This is a genomic window from Campylobacter sp. CH278 (assembly GCF_004378845.1).
In the GTDB taxonomy this organism is placed as follows: Bacteria; Campylobacterota; Campylobacteria; order Campylobacterales; family Campylobacteraceae; genus Campylobacter_D; species Campylobacter_D jejuni.
The window spans coordinates 15,241-37,230 of record NZ_RYXZ01000010.1 but is presented as its reverse complement, the minus strand read 5'-3'; the positions used below and the strand labels follow the sequence as shown (position 1 = coordinate 37,230).

The following is a 21,990-nucleotide window of genomic DNA, read 5'->3' as shown; positions in this document are numbered from 1 at the left end:
GCGGTGAAAGGATTAATCTACGATTTCAACACCCATAGAACGAGCTGAACCTGCAATAATTTTAGCAGCTTGATCTCTATCTTTAGTATTTAAATCTGCAATTTTCTTATCTACTATTTCTAAAACTTGAGCACGAGTTAATTTGCCAACCTTATTTTTAAGTGGATTATCCGTACCTTTAGAAATTCCAGCTGCTTTTTTGATCAAATCCGTAGCTGGCGGTTGTTTTGTAATAAAAGTAAAACTTTTATCTGCATAAACAGTGATAACAACAGGGATATTAAAACCTGCCATATCTTTTGTTCTTTCATTAAAAGCCTTACAAAACTCCATAATATTAACACCTTGCTGACCCAAAGCAGGACCAACAGGTGGTGATGGGTTTGCTTTTGTGGCAGCAATTTGCAATTTAATTTCGCCTACGACTTTTTTAGCCATAACAAATCTCCTTACTTGATATAAATTAAATTATTTTCTCAACTTGAGAATATAAGATCTCCACTGGAGTTGAACGTCCAAAAATAGAAACATTTAATTTTAATAAACCACGAACCATATCATACTCTTCTACAATTGCAGTAAAGTTTGCAAATGGCCCTTCTGTGATTCTCACATTTTCCCCTTCTTCAAAAGAAATCTTTGGTTTAGGCGCTGCACGATTGTGAACTTTTTCCAAAATCAAATTAATATCTTTTTCTGTTAAAGGGGTTGGCTTTTTGGATTCTCCAATAAAACGACCAACCTTTGGAAGAGATTGAATGCGATGCCAAAGCTCTGTATTTAAATCAAGAAGTGCAAAAACGTATCCTGAATACAAACTTCTTTCGCTAATCTTCTCCTTTCCATTCTTAAATTCAATAACATCTTCAGTTGGAACAACAATTTCTTTAAGTTGTTCTTCAATTCCGTTATCTTTTACTAAATTTTCAATGGCTCTTTTAACTGCCATTTCACTGCCAGCATAAGTTTGAATTGCATACCATTTATGAGTACTCATTTACTCTCCTTATACGATCGCAGAAACAATAGAGGACATAAGCCAATCCACTAACGCCAAAAACAAAGAAATCACCGCAACAACCACAAAAACTGTAATATAGGCATTTCTTACCTGTTCTTTTAAAGGAAAAATTACTTTCCTTAATTCGGCTTTTGATAATTTAAAATAAGTTATTAATTTTTCCATTTATTTAAACCTTAATTATGGCAGGGCAAGAGGGATTCGAACCCCCAACCATCGGATTTGGAATCCGGCGCTCTACCGTTGGAGCTATTGCCCTAAGGGCGCAAGCTTAACTTTTTAACTTAACTTCTTTGTGAAGTGTATGTTTTTTTAATCTTGGGCAATATTTTTTTAATTCTAATTTTTCAGTAGTATTTTTACTATTTTTATAGGTGCTATAATTAATATCACCACATTCTTCACACTTTAAACCAACTTTAATTCTCATTTCAATTTTCCTTAAAAAATTAAAGCCAAGCTTTTAACTTGGCTTTATTAAATTATTTAATAATTTTAGAAACAACACCTGAACCAACAGTTTTACCACCTTCACGAATAGCAAAACGAGTCCCTTCTTCAAGTGCTACTGGAGCGATCAAGCTTACAGTAATTCTCACATTTTCACCTGGCATAACCATTTCAACACCATCAGCTAATTTAATCGAACCTGTAACATCAGTTGTTCTTACATAAAACTGTGGTCTATAGTTGTTAAAGAATGGAGTATGTCTACCACCTTCATCTTTATTTAAGATATAAACTTCAGCTTCGAAGTCAGTGTGTGGAGTAATTGATTTTGGTTTAGCAAGAACCATACCACGGATAACTTCTTCTTTTTTAGTACCACGAAGAAGAACACCTACGTTATCTCCTGCTTCGCCTTGATCCATTTCTTTTCTGAACATTTCAACACCTGTTACAGTTGTTGTTTGAGTATCTTTAATACCAACGATTTCGATAGTATCACCTACTTTTACAACACCTTTTTCAATTCTACCTGTAACAACAGTACCACGACCTGAAATTGAGAAAACGTCTTCAATTGGCATCAAGAAGTCTTTTTCAGTATCACGAGTTGGAGTTGGAATATAGCTATCAACTGCAGCCATAAGATCCATAATTTTTGCTGACCATTCACCATCTTGTCCAGCTTTAGCTTCTTCAAGAGCTTTTAAAGCAGAACCAGAAATAATAGGTGTATCATCGCCTGGGAAATCATAAGAGCTTAATAATTCTCTAATTTCCATTTCAACTAACTCTAAAAGTTCAGCATCATCAACCATATCTGCTTTATTCATAAAAACAACAATATATGGAACGCCTACTTGACGAGAAAGAAGAATATGCTCTCTAGTTTGTGGCATAGGGCCATCTGCAGCAGAAACAACCAAGATCGCTCCATCCATTTGTGCAGCACCTGTAATCATGTTTTTAACATAATCTGCGTGACCTGGGCAGTCAACGTGTGCATAGTGACGATTGTCTGTTTCATATTCAATATGAGAAGTAGCAATAGTAATACCACGCTCTTTTTCTTCTGGAGCATTATCGATATTATCATAATCTTTAAGCTCTGCTAAACCTCTTCTAGAAAGAACAGCAGAAATAGCAGCTGTTAAAGTAGTTTTACCATGGTCAACGTGACCAATAGTACCAATATTTACGTGTGGCTTATTACGTGAAAATTTTTCTTTAGCCATTTTTTTCCTCCGTATAAAAAATAAATTGAGCAAAGCAAGTCTTATATCTATATAATTTTTTCAATTCATGGAGCTCATAGCGGGAATTGAACCCGCGACCTCTCCCTTACCAAGGGAGTGCTCTACCTCTGAGCCATACGAGCGCTCAGAAAAATTATACACAATAACAGACAACAAAAACTCTTAAATGGGATATATACTGTAAGTTAAAGGTTTTAAAATACAGCTCCCAGTTCTTTTAAATTATTGGAGCGGGAAACGGGACTCGAACCCGCGACCCTCAGCTTGGAAGGCTGATGCTCTAGCCAACTGAGCTACTCCCGCAAAGCATGGTGGTGAGTCGTGGATTCGAACCACGGAAGGCGAAAGCCAGCAGATTTACAGTCTGCCCTCGTTGGCCACTTGAGTAACTCACCATAAAAATATTGCTTTTTCAATATTCTGGTCAAACACTGCTAAAATAAATGGAGCTGGTTAAGGGACTTGAACCCCCGACCTGCTGCTTACAAGGCAGCTGCTCTACCAACTGAGCTAAACCAGCAAAAATAAAAGTGAGATTATAACTCAAAAAAAAATTTTTGTCAAGACTTTTTTAGTTTTTCTATAAAATTTTAGTCTTGTAAAGTTTATTATCATAAACCAATATTATTTTTATCTATTTATGATAATCAAACAAATTTAAAAATTTCTTTGCTCTTTCGCTTTTTGGATTTTCAAAAAAACTTTTAGGATCATTTTCTTCGATGATTTTTCCTTCATCCATAAAAATAATTTTATCTGCTACAGCTTTAGCAAAACCCATTTCATGAGTGACAATAAGCATAGTCATACCCTCTTTTGCAAGATTTAACATCACTTCTAAAACTTCTCTAACAATCTCAGGATCCAGTGCTGCTGTAACCTCATCAAAAAGCATTAACTCAGGATTCATACATAAACTTCTTACTATGGCAATTCTTTGCTTTTGTCCTCCGCTAAGTTCTCTTGGATAAGCATAAATTTTATGCAAAAGCCCCACCTTTTCAAGCCAAATTTTAGCCTCTTTTAAAACCTCATCTTTCTTTCTTTTTTGCACTTTCATAGGCCCTAAAAGTATATTTTCTTCAACACTTAAATGCTCAAAAAGCTCATAAGATTGAAAAACCATACCAACTTTTTGACGCATTCTTGGCCATTCTTTAAAATCTTTATCTATTTTCTCATTATCAATATAAATATTACCACTTGCAATCTCTTCAAGCCCATTAATACAACGCAAAAGCGTAGATTTTCCACATCCGCTAGGACCTAAAATCACCACAACTTCTTTAGCCTTAACTTCTAAATTAATATCTTTTAAGGCGTGATGCGAACCATAATACTTTTGTAAATTTTCTATTTTTAGTATGCTCATTTTAGCTCCATTTTTTCTCTAATTTTCTTGAATATAAAGTGATAGGATAACAAAGTATAAAAAAGATAAAAAAAATCAAACCATAAATAATAAAAGGTGCAAAATCATTTCTATTATGAAATTCTATAATTTGTTGCCCTACTTTTACAAGCTCTACCGCGCCGATTAAATAAGCAAAGGTTGTACTTTTAATCATACGAGTAAGTAAATTCATACTCATAGGAGTTAAACGACGCATAGCTTGTGGAATAATAACATAAGCAAAACTTTGCACCGTATTTAAACCTAAAGATGATGCACTTTCATACTGATGTTTTGGAATACTCTGCAAGGAAACACGCACCAAATCCATCATCTCAAAACAACCCCAAATGCTAAAAACAATAATAGCTGCACTTACAGAACTCAAATCCCACCCAAACCATCTAGGAAAACCAAAATACACCACAAAAAGCCATACCAAAAGCGGCATAACACGCACAAATTCTAAACCTAAACGACAAAAAGCATAGATATAGGTATTTTTAAAACTCATTAAAATTCCCAAAAACAACCCACCTATCGAAGTAATAATAATGCTGATAAATGAAATTTCAAGAGTGACAAAAAGCCCTTGCCAGAGTCTTAAAAGAATATCGGTATTTAAAAGTTCAAGCATGAAGCAACCTTTTTTCAAACTTTAGCAAAATAAAAGACAAAGGCAAAATAATGCATAAATATCCCATAAACAACAAAAACAATAGCTCATCTGTCTTATAGGTTAAGGAATTTAAACTCTTCATTAAATTCACCAAATCTGGCAAGGCAATAATGCTAACAACTGAAGTTTCTTTGATTAAAAATATAATATTAGCACTAATACTTGGCATAGAAATAGCCAAAGCTTGCGGCAAAATCACATAACGCAAATTTCCAAATTTTGAAAAACCTAAAGAAAGACCTGCTTCAAACTGCTGTTTTCTTATGGCTTCAAATCCCGCCCTTAAACTTTCAGCCATATAAGAACCCCCTAAAAAACTAAGTCCTACTATAGCACAAGCAAAAGAAGGCCTTAAAGTTTCTTCTACGCTTAAGCAAATCAAATCAAGCGGTGGAATTTGCTCTAAATGTATATTAAATTTAGGTAAAGCATAATATAAGAAAAAAAGTTGAATTAATAAAGGCGTATTTCTTGAAAACTCTATATAAAGCTTGCAAATATTTTCTAAAATTTTTATTTTAAAATAACTCATTAAAATACAAAACAAGCCTATTATCAAAGAAAAAATAATTCCAAAAAAGCTTAGTTTTATCGTAAGCCAAGCAGCCGTTAAAAAAGCAGGAGCTTGAGCTAATATAAAATCAAAATCCATTCTCTACCTTAAATTTTTACCAAAGTTCTTTCATGATCATATCTTTATTTAAAATTTCAATTCTACCTTTTTTTGTATCAATAAGTTCTGAAATTTTAAGTTCTTTTAACACTCGAGATAAAGATTGTGCTCTAACATTTAAATCAATTGCAATTTGTTTTTGTGAAATTGTATCTAAATTTTTTTCATTTTCCAAAAGATACTTTAATAATCTCGTCCTTAAATCTAATGCATTTTGAGATAATTTCTTTTCTAAAATTTTAATTTTATCAAAAAGTGAACTGATAAGTAAAAAATTGAATTCTTTATTTTCACTGCATAAATTTTGAAAATTAATAAAATCAATTTCCAAAATTTCTCCATCTTCCTCAAATATAGCATTAGCAGGATAATTTAATTTTTTAAAAGCAGGCATTTCTGCTATAAAATTTGGAGGATTAAAATAATGCAAAGTAATTTCTTTATCACTTGCTGTACTTTTATAAATGCGTATTTTTCCCTTGAGTAAAATAAAAAATTTTTTAGCCTCTTCGCCTTCATAAAATAAAATACTATTTTTTTGAAATTTTTTTAATTTTCCTACACTAGATAAAAGTTCTAAATAATCTTTCATTATATACATTTTCCATTCTTAACTTATGTTAAATTTAATTTATCTTATTTTTGCTATATTAACGCCATAAAATTAACATTTAAGAAAGGCTTATATGAAATTTGAAACAATTAATCAAGAAAGCATAGCAAAACTCATGGAAATATTTTATGAAAAAGTTAGAAAAGATAAGGATTTAGGTCCTATTTTTAACAATGCTATTGGAACAAGCGATGAAGAGTGGAAAGAACATAAAGCAAAAATAGGAAATTTTTGGGCAGGCATGCTTTTAGGCGAAGGTGATTATAATGGGCAACCCTTAAAAAAGCACTTAGATCTACCTCCTTTTCCACAAGAATTTTTTGAAGTTTGGCTAAAACTTTTTGAAGAAAGTTTAAATATGGTTTATAATGAGGAAATGAAAAATGTCATTTTACAGCGTGCACAAATGATAGCTTCACATTTTCAAAATATGCTTTATAAGTACGGCGGACATTAATTTGGCAATTTTTTTGCCAAATCTTTTTTTACCTCTTCTAAAATCTCCTCATCCTTAGAAAAGTCAAAAAATTTAAACTCATTTCCATGCTGCATAAAACCATCAAGCAAATCTCCACTCAAACGATTTTTAAGGTCAAGCTCTGCTATTTTAAACCCATCTAAAGTGCTAGCAAATTCTTTTAAACGACTCGGAATTTCCTTAAGTTTAGTATAAAGGTAGCAAGTGCTTTTAAGTCCTACACGACCTACACGACCACGAAGTTGATGTAAAGTAGCAAGTCCTAAACGTTCCGCCCCCACAATCACTATCATGCTCAATCTTGGCAAAGAAATACCTACTTCCACCACTGTAGTGCTTAGTAAAATATTTCCCTCATCTCTAAAACGCTCTAAAATTTCATCTTTTTGTTTATCTTTTCCATGAGTTGCAAAAACTTTTTCATAATGACTTTGCCAATATTCTTTGGCCTGCTCTAAAGAAAGATAAGGAATCTTATCACTAGCACTCACTAAGGGATAAATAATGATAATTTGATGATTTTTAGAAATTTCTTCCTTGATCTTCTCGCTAAGCTTAGAAAAACCTTCATTTTGTATACAATAAGTTGTAATATCTTTTTTAAAAGGCATTTGTTTAATAAAGCTAAAATTTAAAAGTTCAGATTGTATCATGCTTAAAGTTCTTGGAATAGGCGTAGCCGAAAACTGTATAAAATGAGGGGCAAATTCTTGTTTATTTAAAGAATGAATTTTTTCACGCTGAGCTGATCCAAAACGATGTTGTTCATCTATCATTACAAGCACGGCATTATGACTTTCTAAATGAATTAAAGCATGAGTGCCTATGATAAGATTTGCTTTTTGGATATTTTGTTCTAAATCTTTTTCTTTTTTACCCCCTTTAATAAACAAAATATTCATAAAATCAGGTAAAAATTTCTTAGCCTCTTCATAAAGCTGATACGCTAAAATACTAGTAGGTGCCATTAAAATAGCTTGCTTAGGATAAACCATCAAAGCCGCACCGAGTAAAACCAAGGTTTTACCACACCCCACATCACCCATAATCACACGCCTTTTGGCTTCTTTTGAATGCAAATCTTTTTCTATATCTTTTAAGGCGTTAAGCTGATCTTTAGTAAGAGAAAAAGGCAAATCCTTAATCCAATTGGCTATATTAAAAACATTGATTTGATGAGCTTTAAAATGCGTTTTTTTAGCTTTTAAACGTTTTAAAAAATTATATATTTCTATATATTTTAAATCTTTGCTAAAATTTTGCAAATTTTCAAACATAAAAAAACTTTTTTCATCATAAGCGTGCAAATTTAAAAGAAAATGTATATATTTATCTTCTATACCACTTTCTTTTAAATTTTCATAATTAAGATATTTATGTATAAAAGTAGCAATTTTTGTATCTTTTAAACCTAAAATTTGATACTTTGGACTAAAACCCTCAAAAGAAGTTAAAATTTTAGGATTGTTAAATTGCCAAGTGTGATTAAAACGCGAGAGTTTGGCATTAAAAATAAGCTCTTTTCCTACCTTACAAATCCCAAAATGCCAAGCTCTAGGATGAAAAAACACAAAAGAAATATTTTCTTGCCATTCTTCACAAAAACCTAAACCAAAAAGTTGATTTTTTCTTGAACTAACGCTTTTTATAGTGATTTTTTGGGTGCAAATTTCATTTTCTTTAGGATTTTTACTTGGATTTAAATTTTCAATTTTTTTAGGTAAAAGAAGGGCTAAATCAATACCACTTCTAATTTTTAGTTTTTTAAAAAATTCAAAATCACTTTCTTTAATTTTCATTTTGTATGCTTGCAAAACTTATATTTAAAAGCTCTTGATGTTTTTTAATATAAGCATTGATGGTTTCAAGTTTAACCTTTTCCATAAGTTTTAACTCTTCTTTATAATATCCCAAATTTAAACCTTGATAAAATTCGTTAAAAGACATAGATAAACGCTTGCTTAAGCTTTCATAACGCAAAGGAGTTGATCCTATGAGAAAATTTTTAGCTTGATCAAGTTCATTTTGAGTCATGCCATTTTTTATAAAATCTTCAAAAAGCTCTTTTACGATTTTTTTAGCTTCTTTAGCGCTTTCATTTTTAGTTTGTAAATATCCAAAAACTCTAGAAAAAGACATATTCATATCAAGCATAGCATAAGCTGAGTATGCAAGACCTCTTTTAACGCGAATTTCTTCCATAATCCTTGAACCAAATCCTCCTTGCCCTAGAACAAATAAAGCAATTTTTGCAAGATATAAATCCTTATCTTTAAAATCAGCAAAAAAAGGCGTAGCAAAATAAATATAAGCTTGTTCGCTTTCTGGGCGTAGCAAAATTTCATCTTTGATGTTTTTGCTTAACTCATATTTTTTTGGAGTATTTTTCTTACCTATTTGAAGTTTTGATAAGAGTTTTAAAAGATCTTCCTTAACTTGTTTTTCTTCTAAATCTCCTCCTAAAATCACAACCAAATCACTAAGATGGATAAAATTTTTATAAAAATTTTGTAAATCTTTTAAAGACAAAGTTTCTATACTTTTTTCATCTCCATCGTTTGGACTTTGAAATTCTTTACATTTAAAAATTTGAGCATTGAGTAAATTTTTTGCTAAATAATCAAAATCACTATTTTTACTCGCAAGTTCACCTAAGGCATTGATTTTTAATTTTTGCAAAATTTTTTCTTCTATTCTTGGTTTTAAAAGCAATTTTTCTAAACTCTTTAAAGCAAAATCAAAATTTTCTTTCAAGCAAGAAAGATTGATTTCCAAACTTTCAAAACCACTACTTGCCTCTAAATTTATCGCTCTAAATTCTAAATCCTTAAAAAATTTATCATCCACGCCTTCATTTAAAATACGTGAAAACATCTTAGCTAAGCCTGCTATTTCATCATAACTTCTAGCGCAATTTCTAAAAACAAGCTTTAAAACAACAATGGGAAAATCAGAATTTTTTTCAAAAATAAAAGGGATTTTAATACCCCTACACTCTAAATACTGCATTAAAACCTTTCTAAAATTTCATAAGCGGTATTGCGTTTAGCTGGATTTTCGCCTAAACTTCTAATCAGCCTTATCATCTCATCTTGATTCATTCTATAACTTGCTCCTGCGGCACTTACTACATTTTCTTCCATCATGGTTGAGCCTAAATCATTAGCCCCAAATTTTAAAGCAAGTTGACCTATAAGTGAGCCTTGAGTTACCCAAGAACTTTGTAAATTTTTAAAATTATCTAAATAAAGTCTTGCTAAAGCTAAAAGTCTTAAATACTTGTTAGAACTTTGTTTCATAATCTCTGGATGTTTTTGGATTAAAGCAGTATTATCACTTTGAAAGCTCCATAAAATAAAAGCCCTAAATCCCCCTGTTTCATCTTGTAATTTTCTCAAATGCTCAAAATGATCGATGATTTCTTCATCATTTTCAACCGTTCCAAACATCATAGTAGCTGTACTTTTCATACCGATTTTATGAGCTTGGCAATGTACTTCTAACCAAGTAGCTGTATCGCATTTATTGGGTGCAATGATATCACGCACCCTATCGCTTAGCACCTCAGCACCTGCTCCTGGTATAGAAAATAAACCCTTAGTTTGTAATCTTTTTAAAACTTCGGTGATGGAAATTTTAGATGCTTTTGCAATATAAGCGATTTCAACCGCTGAAAAACCATGTACAGTGATATTTGGATAATGTTCTTTTATCCAAGAAACTAGTTCTTCATACCATTCTATTTTTAATTTTGGGTGCACCCCGCCTTGAAAAAGAATTTGTGTACCCCCAATAGCTTCAAGCTCTTCTATCTTTTTGCCTATCTCTTCAAAGCTTAAAATATAAGCATCATCTTCTTTATGATGGCGATAAAAAGCACAAAAAGAACAATCAATACAACAAACATTGGTATAATTAATATTTCTATCCACAACAAAAGTGGTAATTTTTTCAGGATGAAGTTCTAATTTTCTTTTATAAGCCATTTCTCCAAGTTCAGTTAAACTCGCATGATGTAATAAATCTAAAGCTTCTTTTTTATCCAGTCTTTTCAAAATTTTTCCTTGTTTTTTACATAATTAAAATAATTATAGCATTTAAAATATAAATTATGCTATAGTTTCGCTTATGAATTACATTGAACTATTAAAAAATAATAAAAATATCAGAATATTAGCTTCGGTTCAGTTTATAGTATATTTTGGAGCATGGTTTTCTCAAACGGGAGTTTTTACCCTTTTAGTCGAACTTAATGCTCCTACTTGGGCAACAGCTACAAGTGCTATGCTTGCTTTTTTACCTGGAGTTTTACTTGCTCCTATTAATGGCGTCATAGTAGAGAAAAATAAACCTAAAAAACTTTTACTCAGTATGATTAGCATAGAATTAATTTCTATTTTTTGTCTTATTTTTGTCACAAGTCTTAGTATGCTTTGGCTTTTATTTATTTTAATTTTCATAAGACTTTGTGTTGCTTCGATTTATTTTCAAGCTGAAATGAGTTTATTGGCCAAAATTTTAACCCCTCAAGAACTTAAACTCGCTAATGAAATGCACAGTGTCATTTGGGCGATTTCTTATACAGCAGGTATGGCAAGTGCGGGAATTTTTATTTATTTTCTAGGAGTTAAAACCGCTTTTTTATTTGACTGTGTACTTATACTCATAGGCATTTCTTTTTTAGTAAGATTAAGCATTCCTGATTTTCATCAAAAAACACAAAGTCGCTTTTTTACCATGATAAAAGAAGGATTTTTCTATGTTTTAAACAATAAGATAATTTTTCATCTTATCTTGCTTCACGCTTTTATAGGTTTAACTGCTTATGAAACCTTGGTTACGCTTTTAGCACAACATCAATATAAAGAAGTTTTATCCGCTGCTTTAGTAATAGGGTTTTTAAATGCGGTACGTGCTTGTTCTTTAGCTATAGGACCTATGATTTTAAGCAAATTTATTAATGATAAAAATTTATTTTACATGTATCTTGGTCAAGGCTTGGGTATTATACTTTGGGCTTTAACTCAATTTAATTTTTATATTTCTTTTTTAGGTTTAATTGGTGCAGGTTTTTTTACCTCAGCACTTTGGGCTTATACCTACACCATGATACAAAAAAATGCCGACAAAGAATATCATGGTAGGGTAATCGCTTATACAGATATGATTTATCTTAGTTTTAGCGCTATTATTTCAATGCTTATGGGCTTTTTATTTGAAATAGGCTTGAGTTTAGAACTGATTACAGGTTTATTGGGTATGATTTTTATCTTTGCGGCATTTTATTGGAAGTGGTTTTATAAAAAATATTTGTGAAAATTCACAAATATTTTAAATTTTAAACAAATCTTGAAGATTTTTCATTGCTTCTTCATTGCTAATGGCATTATTTAGCTGCGATGAGCTTAATTCATTGAGCTCTATTTCATAACCACTTAACATAGAAGCAAGGCGAATATTAATACCATTTTTTCCTATAGCTTTGCTTTTTTGTTCGCTATTTAAACTTACAATAGCTTTTTTATCTTCAATTTTTACAGAATTTACAATAGCAGGAGCCAAGGCACGAGAAATTAAAATTTCACTCTCATTTGTAAATTCTATACAATCAATATTTTCATTATGAAGCTCTTTGCTTACTGCATTAATTCTTACACCTTTAACACCTACTGTAGCACCTACAGGATCGATATTTGCTCCATTGGCCTGAAGAATGATTTTTGCTCTTTCACCTGGAATTCTAGCACATCCTATAATATTGACATAACCATCTTTGATTTCTGGAACCTCAGCTTCAAGTAAACATTCTAAAAATTTAGGACTTGTACGACTAAGCTCGATTTTAATACCCTTATCTGTATAAACACGGCGTATCACAGCTTTTGCCACATCACCTATTTTAAACTTTTCCCCTTTAATGCGATTTTTTCTCGGTAAAAAAGCTCTTAATTCATCTATTTCAATAAAAGTATTTTCTTCATTATCCACTCTAACAACTGTACCAAAAACCATTTGCCCTACTTTGTTTTTATATTTTTCAAAAATAGTATGTTCTAATAATTTTTGTATATGATATTCAAGTTCTTTATGCAAGGTATTTACCGCAGTTCTTCCTAAATTTTCCAAAGAACATTCATAGGTTAATTCATCTCCTATTTCAACATCTGGAGCTTCTGATTTTGCCTTACTTAACGCGATAAAACTCTCACTTTTATTTTGCAATCTCTCGTCATTATCTGCTACTATGGTAATTTTTTGATAAAGATTTAAATTTTTAGGATCCACAAAAAACTCATATTCTTGTCCATAAATTCTTTTTGCAGTATTGATTAAAGCGGTAGCTACCTTTTCTCTTACATTCTCTAAGTTTAAATTTTTTTCATTAGCAATAGATTCGATAATATCTGCTATCTTTTCCATATTTTATAAAACCTTTTTTGTGGGAAATTTAAAAATGTAGATAAAAATTATATCCTTAATAAGTTTAATTAAAAGTAAAATTTGCTAAAATTATAGATTAAAATGAAAATTCTTAAGGATTTAGCTATGGAATTAAAATTGGCAAGAACTTTGATTAATGAAAAACCTAAAAATATTAGCCTAGAAAAAATCGAAGAGGCTATAGAAAAAGAAGGACAAAAGTTTTTTTATTTTGATAAAGATAATACACACAAACAACTCATTGCCCTTGTAAACCATTTTGAAAAAAAAGGAGTAAGCATTTATCATAGAACCGTAAAATACGGACTTGATGATAATGATTTTATGTATGAGGTACATATTCTTTGAGTGCTAAAAAACTTTTTATCCAAACTTTAGGTTGTGCGATGAATGTTAGAGATTCTGAGCATATGATCGCAGAATTAACACAAAAAGAAAATTACGCACTAACAGAAGATATCAAAGAAGCAGATCTTATTCTTATCAATACCTGTTCAGTGCGTGAAAAACCTGTGCATAAACTTTTCTCAGAAGTGGGTGGCTTTGAAAAAGTTAAAAAAGAAGGTGCTAAAATAGGAGTTTGTGGATGCACTGCATCACATTTGGGAAATGAAATTTTCAAACGTGCTCCTTATGTGGATTTTGTTCTAGGGGCAAGAAATATTTCCAAAATCACTCAAGCTATAAAAACTCCAAAATTTATGGGGGTGGACATAGACTATGATGAAAGTGAATTTGCTTTTGCAGATTTTAGAAATAGTATTTATAAATCCTATATTAATATCTCCATAGGTTGTGATAAACACTGCACTTATTGTATAGTGCCACATACTAGAGGAGATGAAATTTCCATACCTTTTAATATTATCTATAAAGAAGCTCAAAAAGCCGTTGAAAAAGGTGCTAAAGAGATTTTCTTGCTAGGACAAAATGTCAATAACTACGGCAAAAGATTTAGAAACGAACATAAAAAAATGGACTTTTCAGATCTTTTAGAAGAACTTAGCACTATAGAAGGTTTGGAACGCATTCGCTTTACAAGTCCACATCCTTTGCATATGGATGATAAATTTTTAGAAGTTTTTGCCAATAATCCAAAAGTTTGCAAATCCATGCACATGCCTTTACAAAGCGGCTCAAGTGAAATTTTAAAAGCTATGAAGCGTGGCTATACTAAAGAATGGTATTTAAATAGAGCTTTAAAACTTAGAGAACTTTGTCCAAATGTTAGCATTTCTACAGACATTATTGTAGCTTTTCCAGGGGAAAGTGAAAAAGATTTTGAAGAAACTATGGATGTTTTGGAAAAAGTGCGTTTTGAACAAATTTTTTCTTTTAAATACTCCAAACGCCCTTTAACAAAAGCCGCAACCATGCCTAATCAAATCGATGAAGAAACAGCTTCAAGAAGACTTAGCACCTTACAAAATCGTCATAGTGAAATTTTAGATGAAATTGTAAAAAAACAAGAAAATAAAACTTTTAAAGTTTTATTTGAAGAATTAAGAGCAGGCAATAGCATTGCTGGAAGAACAGATAATAATTTTTTAGTTCAAGTTGAAGGTAGCGAAGAACTTTTAGGGCAATTTAAAGAAGTAAAAATCACTAATGCAAAGCGTATGGTTTTATATGGGGAAATCGTTTAAAATCCATTGCTTAACATATATAATTTTCATCTTGCAATGGCTTATTTTTTTAAGCTGTAAAAAGCACTATAAAGGTGAAAAAGTTGACCGTAAAGCTAGTGTGATACTTTTTTGGCATGGAAAATTAGCACTCATGCCTTTTGCGTTTAGACATTATAGACAAAAAAATAAAAAAGCCTATGTCATGATCTCCCACCATAAAGATGGAGAACAAATTGCAAAAATCATCAAGCTTTTCGGTCTTGATACTGTAAGAGGAAGCACTTCAAGGGGTGCTAGCAGTGCACTTAGAGCTGCATTTAAAGTTTTAGAACAAAATGACGATATAGTTATCACGCCTGATGGTCCACGTGGGCCTTATCATAGTATTTCAGATGGTTCTATCATTTTGGCTCAAAAAAAAGAACTAAAGATAAGAATTTTAAACTATGAAGCAAATCGTTTTTGGAAATTTAAAAGTTGGGATAAGATGATCTTACCAAAACCTTTTAGTAAGATTACTTATAGTCTAAGTGAACCTTTGGATATTTTATCTTTAGATAAAGAAAAAGCTAAAGAATTTCTAATGGAACAATTTGATAAAATTAGCTTAGCTGATCAATTTAAGGAATGAAATGTTATTTTTACTTAAAAAAATATTTCCACAACTTTTTATTAGTATTATTTTAGAAGATAAAAAAAATATTGTAAAAACTTCTATTTACAGAGGAAATAAACTAATCAGTAGCAATGAAAAAACTTTTGATAAAAGTGAAAATTTATTAGAATACATAAAAAATTTAAGCAAGCATTTCTTATTTTACCACACTGCTTTATTTTTAGACGCCAAAGAACAAGGATTAATACCTAGTACAAATATTCAAGATTGTGAGCACTTTAATATAAGAAAAATCAGCTTACAGCATATTTTATTTAATAATGCCCTTGTTTATACGGCTACCGAACATGTGGAATATTATAGCGAGCTTTTTGAAGAATATAGAGGTTTAGATTTTTTATATTCCCCTTTTGCCCTTCTTTACTACAATATACAAAAAGAAAAACAGCCTGATGATCAAATTTTACTTTATGGATTTAAACAAGGACATCTTTTGGCAATTATTGTTGCTAAAGGCAATACTATTTTATACGGTGATTTTAAAATATTTGAGCAAGAATTAGGTTTAGAGCTTGAACTTCCATCAGAAGATAATCAAGAAATTGAAAACAACAACGATGATACTGAAGTTACCTTAGATAACTTCAATGAAGCCTTAAATAATAAATTTGATCTACTTGATCAAGAAAATAATCTTGAAACTTTGGATAATAATGATAATTTTAATCTTGATGAATTAAATCAATTTAGCAATGATATGGAACTTTGCCGTTATATTATTACGAGCATTGAAAAATTTTACAATGATGATAAATATGCTGGGGTATTTATCAATGGTATTTTATTATATAGCGAATCAGATATTAACATAAGTGCTATTGATTTTTTAGAAAGTGAAACTTTTTTAGAGATAAAAACGAAACAAATCAACACCTTAGATCTTATGATAGAGTTGATGCGAAAGGAGCTTAAATGACTTATAGCTTCATACAGCCAAGAAAAAAACCTATTTTCACACTCTTTGATAAAATTTGGCTAGGACTTTTTGGTTTTAGTATATTATTTATCTTGCTAGTATATTTTACATATACAATAAAAATTGCATTAATCAATAGCTCTATCGATGATGAAAAACAACAAGTTATAGTGCTTCAAAATCAAACTAAGCAAAATGAAATGCTTTATGAAATTTTATTTGATCAAAGCCAAATAGCGAAAAATTTTAACACTCAAAATCAAATTGTTAAAGAAAGCTTAAGAAATCTATTTGATATTATTGTAAAAACTGATAATATAACTCTTGAAAGTGTTGAACAAGACGAATATTCCTTAAAACTTATCGGAGTCACTCCTACAAGAGAAATGTTTACTCTACTTTTAGAAACCCCTTTAAAAAGCATCTTTGATCAAAGCTATACAACCTATTATCGCTTAGATAATGGGTGGTATCGTTTTGTTAGTATTAGTAAACAAATTCCAGGAGTTGCAGATGAAAGATAAAAGTCTAGAAGAAATTGATTTATTAAAGCTTATCATTTGCGCGTTAAGTTTTATAAGCGTTTGCACAGCCTTGATCTTATTTTTACTTTTACCGACATTAAAAAATTACAAACAAGCAAATCTTAGAGAAAACTCACAACTTGCTATCTTAAAAGCCGCTAAATCAAAATTTGACTTTAGTGAAGATAAAATATCAACTCTAAGAAGCGAAAACAACAAAAGTTTAGAGCAATTTGAGCAAAATTTTAATATAGGAAATTTTGATATTTTTTTACAAAAATATTTTCAAAACGTAAAAATTCAAGAAACTAAGCTCGAAAAACAAGAAAAATATCTAAAAAACCGCTTAGCCATTAAAGCGACAATGAACAATCCTAGAAGACTTTATGATTTTATTGATGCTCTAAAAAACTATAACAACTTAATCAAGCTTGATTATCCACTTAATCTTAAAGCAGGAGAGCAAGGTATCTTTATAGATCTTACTCTCAAAGTTTATTCAAGCTAAACTCACATCTTCGCCTTTTAAAATTTGATTCATAGTATTCATTGCACACATTTTTCCACACATGGAACATGAGTTTAAATCATCAGGGCGACGCTCATTAAACATTTTTTTAGCCTTTTCTCCATCAATAGCAAGTTTAAACATTTTCTCCCAATCTATCTCTTGTCTAGCCTTACTCATCTCATCATCTCTTGATCTTTCTTTTGGAAGTTTAGCTATATCTCCTGCATGAGCTGCAATTTTAGTCGCAACTATACCCTCTCTAACATCTTCTAAATTTGGAAGTCTTAAGTGTTCAGCAGGTGTTACATAGCACAGCATATCAGCACCGCTAGCTGCAGCCACAGCTCCTCCAATAGCACCACTAATATGATCATACCCTGCGCCAATATCTGTTACCAAAGGTCCTAAGACATAAAAAGGCGCTCCTTTGCATAAACGCTTTTCTAATTGCATATTTGCCTCTATTTCATTAATAGCCATATGCCCTGGACCTTCTATCATTACTTGAACCCCAACATCCCAAGCCCTTTGGGTAAGAAGCGATAATTCTATAAGCTCTGAAATTTGCGCCCCATCACTTGCATCGTGAGTAGAGCCAGGACGCAAAGCATCGCCCAAAGATAAAGTTACATCGTATTTTAAACAAATGTCAAGCAAATCATCATAATACTCAAAAAAAGGATTTTCGGCATCTTTCATCATCATCCAAGCATAAAGCACAGAGCCTCCTCTTGAAACTATATTTGTAAGTCTTTTACTTTGTTTAAAAATATGCGCTGCGCGAGAATTAATACCTGCATGAATTGTCATAAAATCAACACCACTTTTAGCATGATGATATACAACATCTAAAAAGTCTTTAGCACCAATTTGTTTTAAATCTTTTTCTAAAAATCCTACTGCATCATATACAGGAACTGTTCCTATCATAGCTTTTGAAACATTAACAAGCTCGTCTCTAAAACGACTTGTTTTACCATAATTGCTTAAGTCCATAATCGCTTCTATATCAAATTTATGAGCGAGCTCTACTTTTTTCATTTCCTCGCTATAATCAACGCAATCATTTGAAACTCCTAAATTTACATTAACCTTAGTACGCAGTCCAAAACCTATACCATTTGGATCAAGACTTTTATGATTAATATTTGCAGGGATAATAATTTTACCGCAAGCAATATTTTCAAGCAAAAAATCTTTACTTAAATTTTCTTTTTGTGCAACAATCTGCATTTCTTTAGTAAAAACACCTTGTTTGGCATAATTCATTTGAGTTTTCATAAATTTATCCTTTAAAAAATTTGGATAAATGAAGGGTGAGTATAAATTTTTAAAGTATTGAAATTTATAAATCTTCCCGACGCTGGCATTATCCAGATCCGGTTCGGTCTAAGCTTTTAGCTTACTCTCAGCCTGTTACACAAGCTCCCGTCATTTATGTTTTAATTATACACTTTAAATATTTATTTTTGCTTTATGCGTGCAGTCTTTGTAAAATTTATAAGTTCTTCTGTAGTTTTTATATGATAAGGAAGTTTTCCAAGGCAATATTTAAAAATTTCAGCAGCTGCTAAAGCATCATCTAAGGCCCTATGATGCGTATTTTCCACGCCCAGAAATTCTTTCAAAACCTCTAGTTTATATTTTGGACTTTCTATACAACATTGTGCAAATTCTATAGTGCAAATACGACGATTAAGCAAAATGCCAAAACCACACTCATTTAAAGCCTTAGAAATAAAACTATAATCAAAACGCACATTATGCGCTACAAAAATACTGTCTTTTAAAAAAAGCCTAAAATCACTTAAAACCTTTGCTAAACTTGGAGCATTTTCCACCATCTCATAAGTAATACCCGTAAGTTCGGTTATATTTTCTGGAATTTCTTTTACTTTAACAAAACTTTGAAAGCGTCCAATTTCTTTAGAATTTTGAATTTTTACTGCTCCAATTTCTAAAATTTCCCCCTTACTTACGCCGCCAGTACTTTCTATATCTACTATGCAAAAAATTTCATCTTTAATTTTTGTTGTGCGTGTTTTAAGGATAAAAATATTATCTTTATTCAAAGTTAAACCCAAACCCAAAAGCTCAAAAGTTTCCAAATCTAAATCAAAATTTTTTAATTCTTCAACTTTGGCAAACTCTTGCATCACCCAATCATAAGGCTTGCTTTGCTTATTTAATATAGAAATAATCTGATCAATTTGCCGTAAACTCAAAATTCAAGCTTTAAAGATGAAATTGCAGTTTTATAATCATTAGAAGAAAAAATATAACTTCCAGCCACCAAAATATCAGCTCCGGATTCTTCTAAATCGCTAGCATTTAAACCATTAACACCACCATCAACCTCTATAAAAACTTTAGCATTTTTTTTATCAATCATTTGGCGCAATTCTTTGATTTTTTCATGTACCAAAGGTAAAAATTTTTGTCCACCAAATCCAGGATTAACACTCATTAAAAGTACCATATCTACAAATTCTAGCATGTGTTTAATAGAATCAATAGGAGTGTGCGGATTTAAAACAATAGCAGGATGGATTCCTTGACTTCTTATATATTCACAAAGTCTTATAGGATGAACTTCGCTTTCCATATGAAAAGAAATGAATTTTGGTTTCAAAGGGATAAAAAGATCTATAAATTTACTTACATCTTTAACCATCAAATGCACATCTAATGGCAACTTACTAATAGTTGAAATTTTTTCGATCACGCAAGGTCCAAAAGTCAAATTTGGAACAAAGTGTCCATCCATTACATCAATATGTAAAAGATCTGCACCTGCAGCTTCAATAGCTTTAACTTCTTCTTCTAATTTCAAAAAATTTGCAGACAATAAACTTGGAGCTACATACATGATCAAAACCTTAAAGTATATATAAATGTGATAAATAATATTTTATCGACTTATATATTAAAAAAACTATAAATTATGGAATATTTTAAGCTTAATTTTGATAAAATCTCCATTTAGAAATTTTCATAAGGACAAGAAAATGGCAAGAGTATGTCAAATCACAGGCAAGGGTCCAATGGTGGGTAATAATGTCAGCCATGCTAACAATAAAACAAAAAGACGCTTTTTACCTAATCTCAGAACAGTTCGTGTAACTTTAGAAGATGGCACCACGAGAAAAATGAGAATTGCAGCTTCTACTCTAAGAACTCTAAAAAAACAAAATTCTAAATAATTTTGAGGATTTATTCCTCAATTTTAAAATTTCCAATTTAAAAATAAACTTTAATAAATCACTTATATAACACACATTTAAAAATTATTATTAATTTTATTATTTTTTAAGCCAAAAATATCTTTTAATAGTGTATAATACCTTGTTAAATGAATTTTAAATTTCACTAATACAAGGAGAGTTTATGCTACATGAATATAGAGAATTAATGTCAGAGCTAAAAGGTAAAGATGCTCATTTTGATAAACTATTTGATCGTCATAATGAACTTGATGACATGATTAAAGATGCAGAAGAAGGTAGAACTTCTCTTAGCAGCATGGAAATTTCAACCTTAAAAAAAGAAAAGCTTCATGTAAAAGATGAACTTAGCCAATATCTAGCAAATTATAAAAAATAAGGCAAAACAATGTTTGGAAGTAAAATAAACCATTCTGATCTTCAAAAACTTGAAGAAGAAAATAAAAATCTTGCACATAAAATTGAAAAATTTCAATCGGAAAATTTAGAATTAAAAAATAAAATTACATCATTAGAACAAGCGGCTTTAGAGTCTAAACTTAAAACAGATCTTTTAAATGTTTTATTAACTGGGGTTTTAAAAAATATTACTATTGTTCAAGGCGATATGTTAGAAAATGTAAATAAGGCAGAAGTTATCTCTAGCTATTCTAAAACTTCTATTGCTGAAATGGATGAACTTAACCATATTGCTAATTCTATCAATGCTTCCTTAGGGGATATTACAGAATCAGCCAATAAAACAAGAGATGTTGCAGGAACATTGCATAGAAGTGTGGATGAAATTACTAATGTAATTAATCTAATTAAAGATGTTTCTGATCAGACTAATCTTTTAGCCCTTAACGCTGCTATAGAAGCTGCACGCGCAGGTGAACATGGGCGTGGTTTTGCTGTTGTTGCCGATGAAGTAAGAAAACTAGCTGAAAAAACACAAAAAGCAACCACAGAAGTTGAAATGAATATCAACCTTCTAAAGCAAAATGCAAATGAAATGTATACTCAAAGTGAGCAAGTTGAAAAAATTTCTATAGATTCTAATGCTCATATTATGAGTTTTTCCGAAAAATTTACTCACTTAGTAAATGAAGCGCATTCTACTAATTCAAATGCAGTTGGTATCGCTTCAGAAGCTTTCGTATCTTTAGCAAAACTAGATCATATAGCTTTTAAATTAAATGGTTATAAAGAAATTTTTTCCAAATCAGGAAAGCAATTAGCCGATCATACATCTTGTCGCTTAGGAAAATGGCTTGCTAGCACAGGAAAAGAAAGATTTGGGCAAAATAAAAGCTTCTTAAAAATTAACGAGCCACATGAAAAAGTTCATGAAAATATGAATAATGCTATAACAATAGCAAATACAGAAGATATTAGCAAAGATATTACTCAACACAGCATAATTAATAAATGCGAAGTTGCTGAAAATGCATCGCTTGATCTTTTCAATGTATTTAAAGAAATGCTTGATGAGTCAGATCATTAAATCCTAGGTTGAACCTTTTTAAGG

At 30.9% G+C, this 21,990-nt stretch carries 26 protein-coding genes, 5 tRNA genes, 1 pseudogene and 1 riboswitch; of the genes and pseudogenes, 11 read left to right on the top strand and 21 right to left on the bottom strand.

What is annotated here, in order from left to right; all coding sequences use genetic code 11:
• Positions 1–12: 12 nt before the first annotated feature.
• The 14 genes and pseudogenes from rplK to nssR form a co-directional block, all read right to left on the bottom strand.
• Positions 13–438 carry a 50S ribosomal protein L11 gene (gene rplK / locus ELQ04_RS08170; protein ID WP_002779452.1) on the bottom strand — a complete coding sequence of 142 codons (426 nt, stop codon included), beginning with the start codon at positions 436–438 and terminating at the stop codon, positions 13–15.
• A 25-nt stretch (positions 439–463) separates the two neighbouring features.
• The gene (gene nusG, locus ELQ04_RS08165) at positions 464–997 is read right to left on the bottom strand and encodes a transcription termination/antitermination protein NusG (RefSeq protein WP_002851098.1); all 534 of its coding nucleotides are present in this window, start codon (positions 995–997) and stop codon (positions 464–466) included.
• 9 nt (positions 998–1,006) lie between these two features.
• Positions 1,007–1,186: a preprotein translocase subunit SecE gene (secE, locus tag ELQ04_RS08160; protein ID WP_002854985.1), complete on the bottom strand. Its 180-nt coding sequence runs from the start codon at positions 1,184–1,186 to the stop codon at positions 1,007–1,009.
• Between the two features lie 18 nt (positions 1,187–1,204).
• A tRNA-Trp gene (locus tag ELQ04_RS08155) sits at positions 1,205–1,280 on the bottom strand.
• Between the two features lie 12 nt (positions 1,281–1,292).
• Positions 1,293–1,451: a 50S ribosomal protein L33 gene (gene rpmG, locus ELQ04_RS08150; RefSeq protein ID WP_002793551.1), complete on the bottom strand. Its 159-nt coding sequence runs from the start codon at positions 1,449–1,451 to the stop codon at positions 1,293–1,295.
• Between the two features lie 52 nt (positions 1,452–1,503).
• Entirely contained in the window at positions 1,504–2,703 is a 1,200-nt protein-coding gene (tuf, locus tag ELQ04_RS08145; protein ID WP_002855271.1) for an elongation factor Tu, read from the bottom strand.
• A 68-nt stretch (positions 2,704–2,771) separates the two neighbouring features.
• Positions 2,772–2,846 (bottom strand) — tRNA-Thr (locus tag ELQ04_RS08140).
• Between the two features lie 104 nt (positions 2,847–2,950).
• Positions 2,951–3,027, bottom strand: a tRNA-Gly gene (locus ELQ04_RS08135).
• Between the two features lie 6 nt (positions 3,028–3,033).
• Positions 3,034–3,119, bottom strand: a tRNA-Tyr gene (locus tag ELQ04_RS08130).
• Positions 3,120–3,168: 49 nt separating this feature from the next.
• Positions 3,169–3,244 (bottom strand) — tRNA-Thr (locus tag ELQ04_RS08125).
• 91 nt (positions 3,245–3,335) lie between these two features.
• Positions 3,336–4,096 (bottom strand): annotated as a pseudogene (locus ELQ04_RS08120) (amino acid ABC transporter ATP-binding protein).
• A gap of 1 nt (position 4,097) precedes the next feature.
• Positions 4,098–4,754: an amino acid ABC transporter permease gene (locus ELQ04_RS08115; protein WP_002937993.1), complete on the bottom strand. Its 657-nt coding sequence runs from the start codon at positions 4,752–4,754 to the stop codon at positions 4,098–4,100.
• The gene (locus ELQ04_RS08110; protein ID WP_002858512.1) at positions 4,747–5,448 is read right to left on the bottom strand and encodes an amino acid ABC transporter permease; all 702 of its coding nucleotides are present in this window, start codon (positions 5,446–5,448) and stop codon (positions 4,747–4,749) included. The genes ELQ04_RS08115 and ELQ04_RS08110 overlap by 8 nt, the downstream gene beginning before the upstream one ends.
• Positions 5,449–5,464: 16 nt before the next feature.
• On the bottom strand, positions 5,465–6,061 hold the full coding sequence (gene nssR, locus ELQ04_RS08105; RefSeq protein WP_002868789.1) for a nitrosative stress-sensitive transcriptional regulator NssR: 597 nt from the start codon (positions 6,059–6,061) through the stop codon (positions 5,465–5,467).
• Between the two features lie 94 nt (positions 6,062–6,155).
• Here nssR and ctb point away from each other — a divergent pair, with 94 nt between their 5' ends.
• On the top strand, positions 6,156–6,539 hold the full coding sequence (gene ctb / locus ELQ04_RS08100) for a truncated hemoglobin Ctb (protein WP_002938007.1): 384 nt from the start codon (positions 6,156–6,158) through the stop codon (positions 6,537–6,539).
• Here ctb and recG read toward each other — a convergent pair.
• From recG to ELQ04_RS08085, 3 genes are read right to left on the bottom strand one after another with little or no spacing between them, the layout of a single operon-like run.
• Positions 6,536–8,359, bottom strand: coding sequence for an ATP-dependent DNA helicase RecG (gene recG / locus ELQ04_RS08095; protein WP_002938013.1), 1,824 nt, complete (start codon positions 8,357–8,359; stop codon positions 6,536–6,538). The two genes, ctb and recG, sit on opposite strands and share 4 nt — an antisense overlap.
• A complete protein-coding gene (locus ELQ04_RS08090) occupies positions 8,349–9,569 on the bottom strand; it encodes a pitrilysin family protein (RefSeq protein ID WP_002938018.1) in 1,221 nt (406 codons plus the stop codon). Before ELQ04_RS08090 ends, recG begins: the two co-directional genes overlap by 11 nt.
• Entirely contained in the window at positions 9,569–10,615 is a 1,047-nt protein-coding gene (locus tag ELQ04_RS08085) for a dehypoxanthine futalosine cyclase (protein ID WP_002938020.1), read from the bottom strand. The genes ELQ04_RS08090 and ELQ04_RS08085 overlap by 1 nt, the downstream gene beginning before the upstream one ends.
• A gap of 73 nt (positions 10,616–10,688) precedes the next feature.
• On the opposite strand from ELQ04_RS08085, the gene ELQ04_RS08080 reads away from it, so the two are divergent.
• Positions 10,689–11,876 carry an MFS transporter gene (locus ELQ04_RS08080; RefSeq protein WP_044778197.1) on the top strand — a complete coding sequence of 396 codons (1,188 nt, stop codon included), beginning with the start codon at positions 10,689–10,691 and terminating at the stop codon, positions 11,874–11,876.
• A 15-nt stretch (positions 11,877–11,891) separates the two neighbouring features.
• On the opposite strand, the gene nusA is transcribed toward ELQ04_RS08080, so the two are convergent.
• On the bottom strand, positions 11,892–12,980 hold the full coding sequence (gene nusA, locus ELQ04_RS08075; protein WP_002938025.1) for a transcription termination factor NusA: 1,089 nt from the start codon (positions 12,978–12,980) through the stop codon (positions 11,892–11,894).
• A 126-nt stretch (positions 12,981–13,106) separates the two neighbouring features.
• On the opposite strand from nusA, the gene ELQ04_RS08070 reads away from it, so the two are divergent.
• From ELQ04_RS08070 to ELQ04_RS08045, 6 genes are read left to right on the top strand one after another with little or no spacing between them, the layout of a single operon-like run.
• Positions 13,107–13,349, top strand: coding sequence for an HP0268 family nuclease (locus ELQ04_RS08070; RefSeq protein ID WP_002851103.1), 243 nt, complete (start codon positions 13,107–13,109; stop codon positions 13,347–13,349).
• Entirely contained in the window at positions 13,346–14,647 is a 1,302-nt protein-coding gene (gene miaB / locus ELQ04_RS08065) for a tRNA (N6-isopentenyl adenosine(37)-C2)-methylthiotransferase MiaB (RefSeq protein WP_002857621.1), read from the top strand. Before ELQ04_RS08070 ends, miaB begins: the two co-directional genes overlap by 4 nt.
• Positions 14,631–15,260, top strand: coding sequence for a lysophospholipid acyltransferase family protein (locus tag ELQ04_RS08060; protein ID WP_002938027.1), 630 nt, complete (start codon positions 14,631–14,633; stop codon positions 15,258–15,260). Before miaB ends, ELQ04_RS08060 begins: the two co-directional genes overlap by 17 nt.
• Position 15,261: 1 nt before the next feature.
• Complete coding sequence (locus ELQ04_RS08055) at positions 15,262–16,221, top strand: clan AA aspartic protease (RefSeq protein WP_134224510.1); 960 nt, start codon at positions 15,262–15,264, stop codon at positions 16,219–16,221.
• The gene (locus ELQ04_RS08050; RefSeq protein WP_002858498.1) at positions 16,218–16,745 is read left to right on the top strand and encodes a hypothetical protein; all 528 of its coding nucleotides are present in this window, start codon (positions 16,218–16,220) and stop codon (positions 16,743–16,745) included. Before ELQ04_RS08055 ends, ELQ04_RS08050 begins: the two co-directional genes overlap by 4 nt.
• On the top strand, positions 16,735–17,253 hold the full coding sequence (locus ELQ04_RS08045; protein WP_002938029.1) for a hypothetical protein: 519 nt from the start codon (positions 16,735–16,737) through the stop codon (positions 17,251–17,253). Before ELQ04_RS08050 ends, ELQ04_RS08045 begins: the two co-directional genes overlap by 11 nt.
• Here ELQ04_RS08045 and thiC read toward each other — a convergent pair.
• The 3 genes from thiC to rpe form a co-directional block, all read right to left on the bottom strand.
• Positions 17,245–18,537, bottom strand: coding sequence for a phosphomethylpyrimidine synthase ThiC (gene thiC / locus ELQ04_RS08040; protein WP_002933069.1), 1,293 nt, complete (start codon positions 18,535–18,537; stop codon positions 17,245–17,247). The genes ELQ04_RS08045 and thiC overlap by 9 nt on opposite strands.
• 56 nt (positions 18,538–18,593) lie before the next feature.
• Positions 18,594–18,698: riboswitch (TPP riboswitch) on the bottom strand.
• A gap of 21 nt (positions 18,699–18,719) precedes the next feature.
• Positions 18,720–19,481 (bottom strand): 3'-5' exonuclease, encoded by a 762-nt coding sequence (locus ELQ04_RS08035; RefSeq protein ID WP_044778196.1) that lies wholly within the window; start codon positions 19,479–19,481, stop codon positions 18,720–18,722.
• The gene (gene rpe, locus ELQ04_RS08030) at positions 19,478–20,125 is read right to left on the bottom strand and encodes a ribulose-phosphate 3-epimerase (RefSeq protein ID WP_002859889.1); all 648 of its coding nucleotides are present in this window, start codon (positions 20,123–20,125) and stop codon (positions 19,478–19,480) included. Before rpe ends, ELQ04_RS08035 begins: the two co-directional genes overlap by 4 nt.
• Before the next feature lie 139 nt (positions 20,126–20,264).
• Between rpe and rpmB the strand changes: the two genes are divergently transcribed.
• The 3 genes from rpmB (at position 20,265) to ELQ04_RS08015 (ending at position 21,966) form a co-directional block, all read left to right on the top strand.
• Complete coding sequence (gene rpmB / locus ELQ04_RS08025; RefSeq protein ID WP_002854974.1) at positions 20,265–20,459, top strand: 50S ribosomal protein L28; 195 nt, start codon at positions 20,265–20,267, stop codon at positions 20,457–20,459.
• Between the two features lie 184 nt (positions 20,460–20,643).
• Entirely contained in the window at positions 20,644–20,859 is a 216-nt protein-coding gene (locus tag ELQ04_RS08020) for a YdcH family protein (protein WP_002855201.1), read from the top strand.
• A gap of 9 nt (positions 20,860–20,868) precedes the next feature.
• Positions 20,869–21,966 carry a methyl-accepting chemotaxis protein gene (locus ELQ04_RS08015; protein ID WP_002938031.1) on the top strand — a complete coding sequence of 366 codons (1,098 nt, stop codon included), beginning with the start codon at positions 20,869–20,871 and terminating at the stop codon, positions 21,964–21,966.
• The last annotated feature ends 24 nt before the right edge of the window (positions 21,967–21,990 follow it).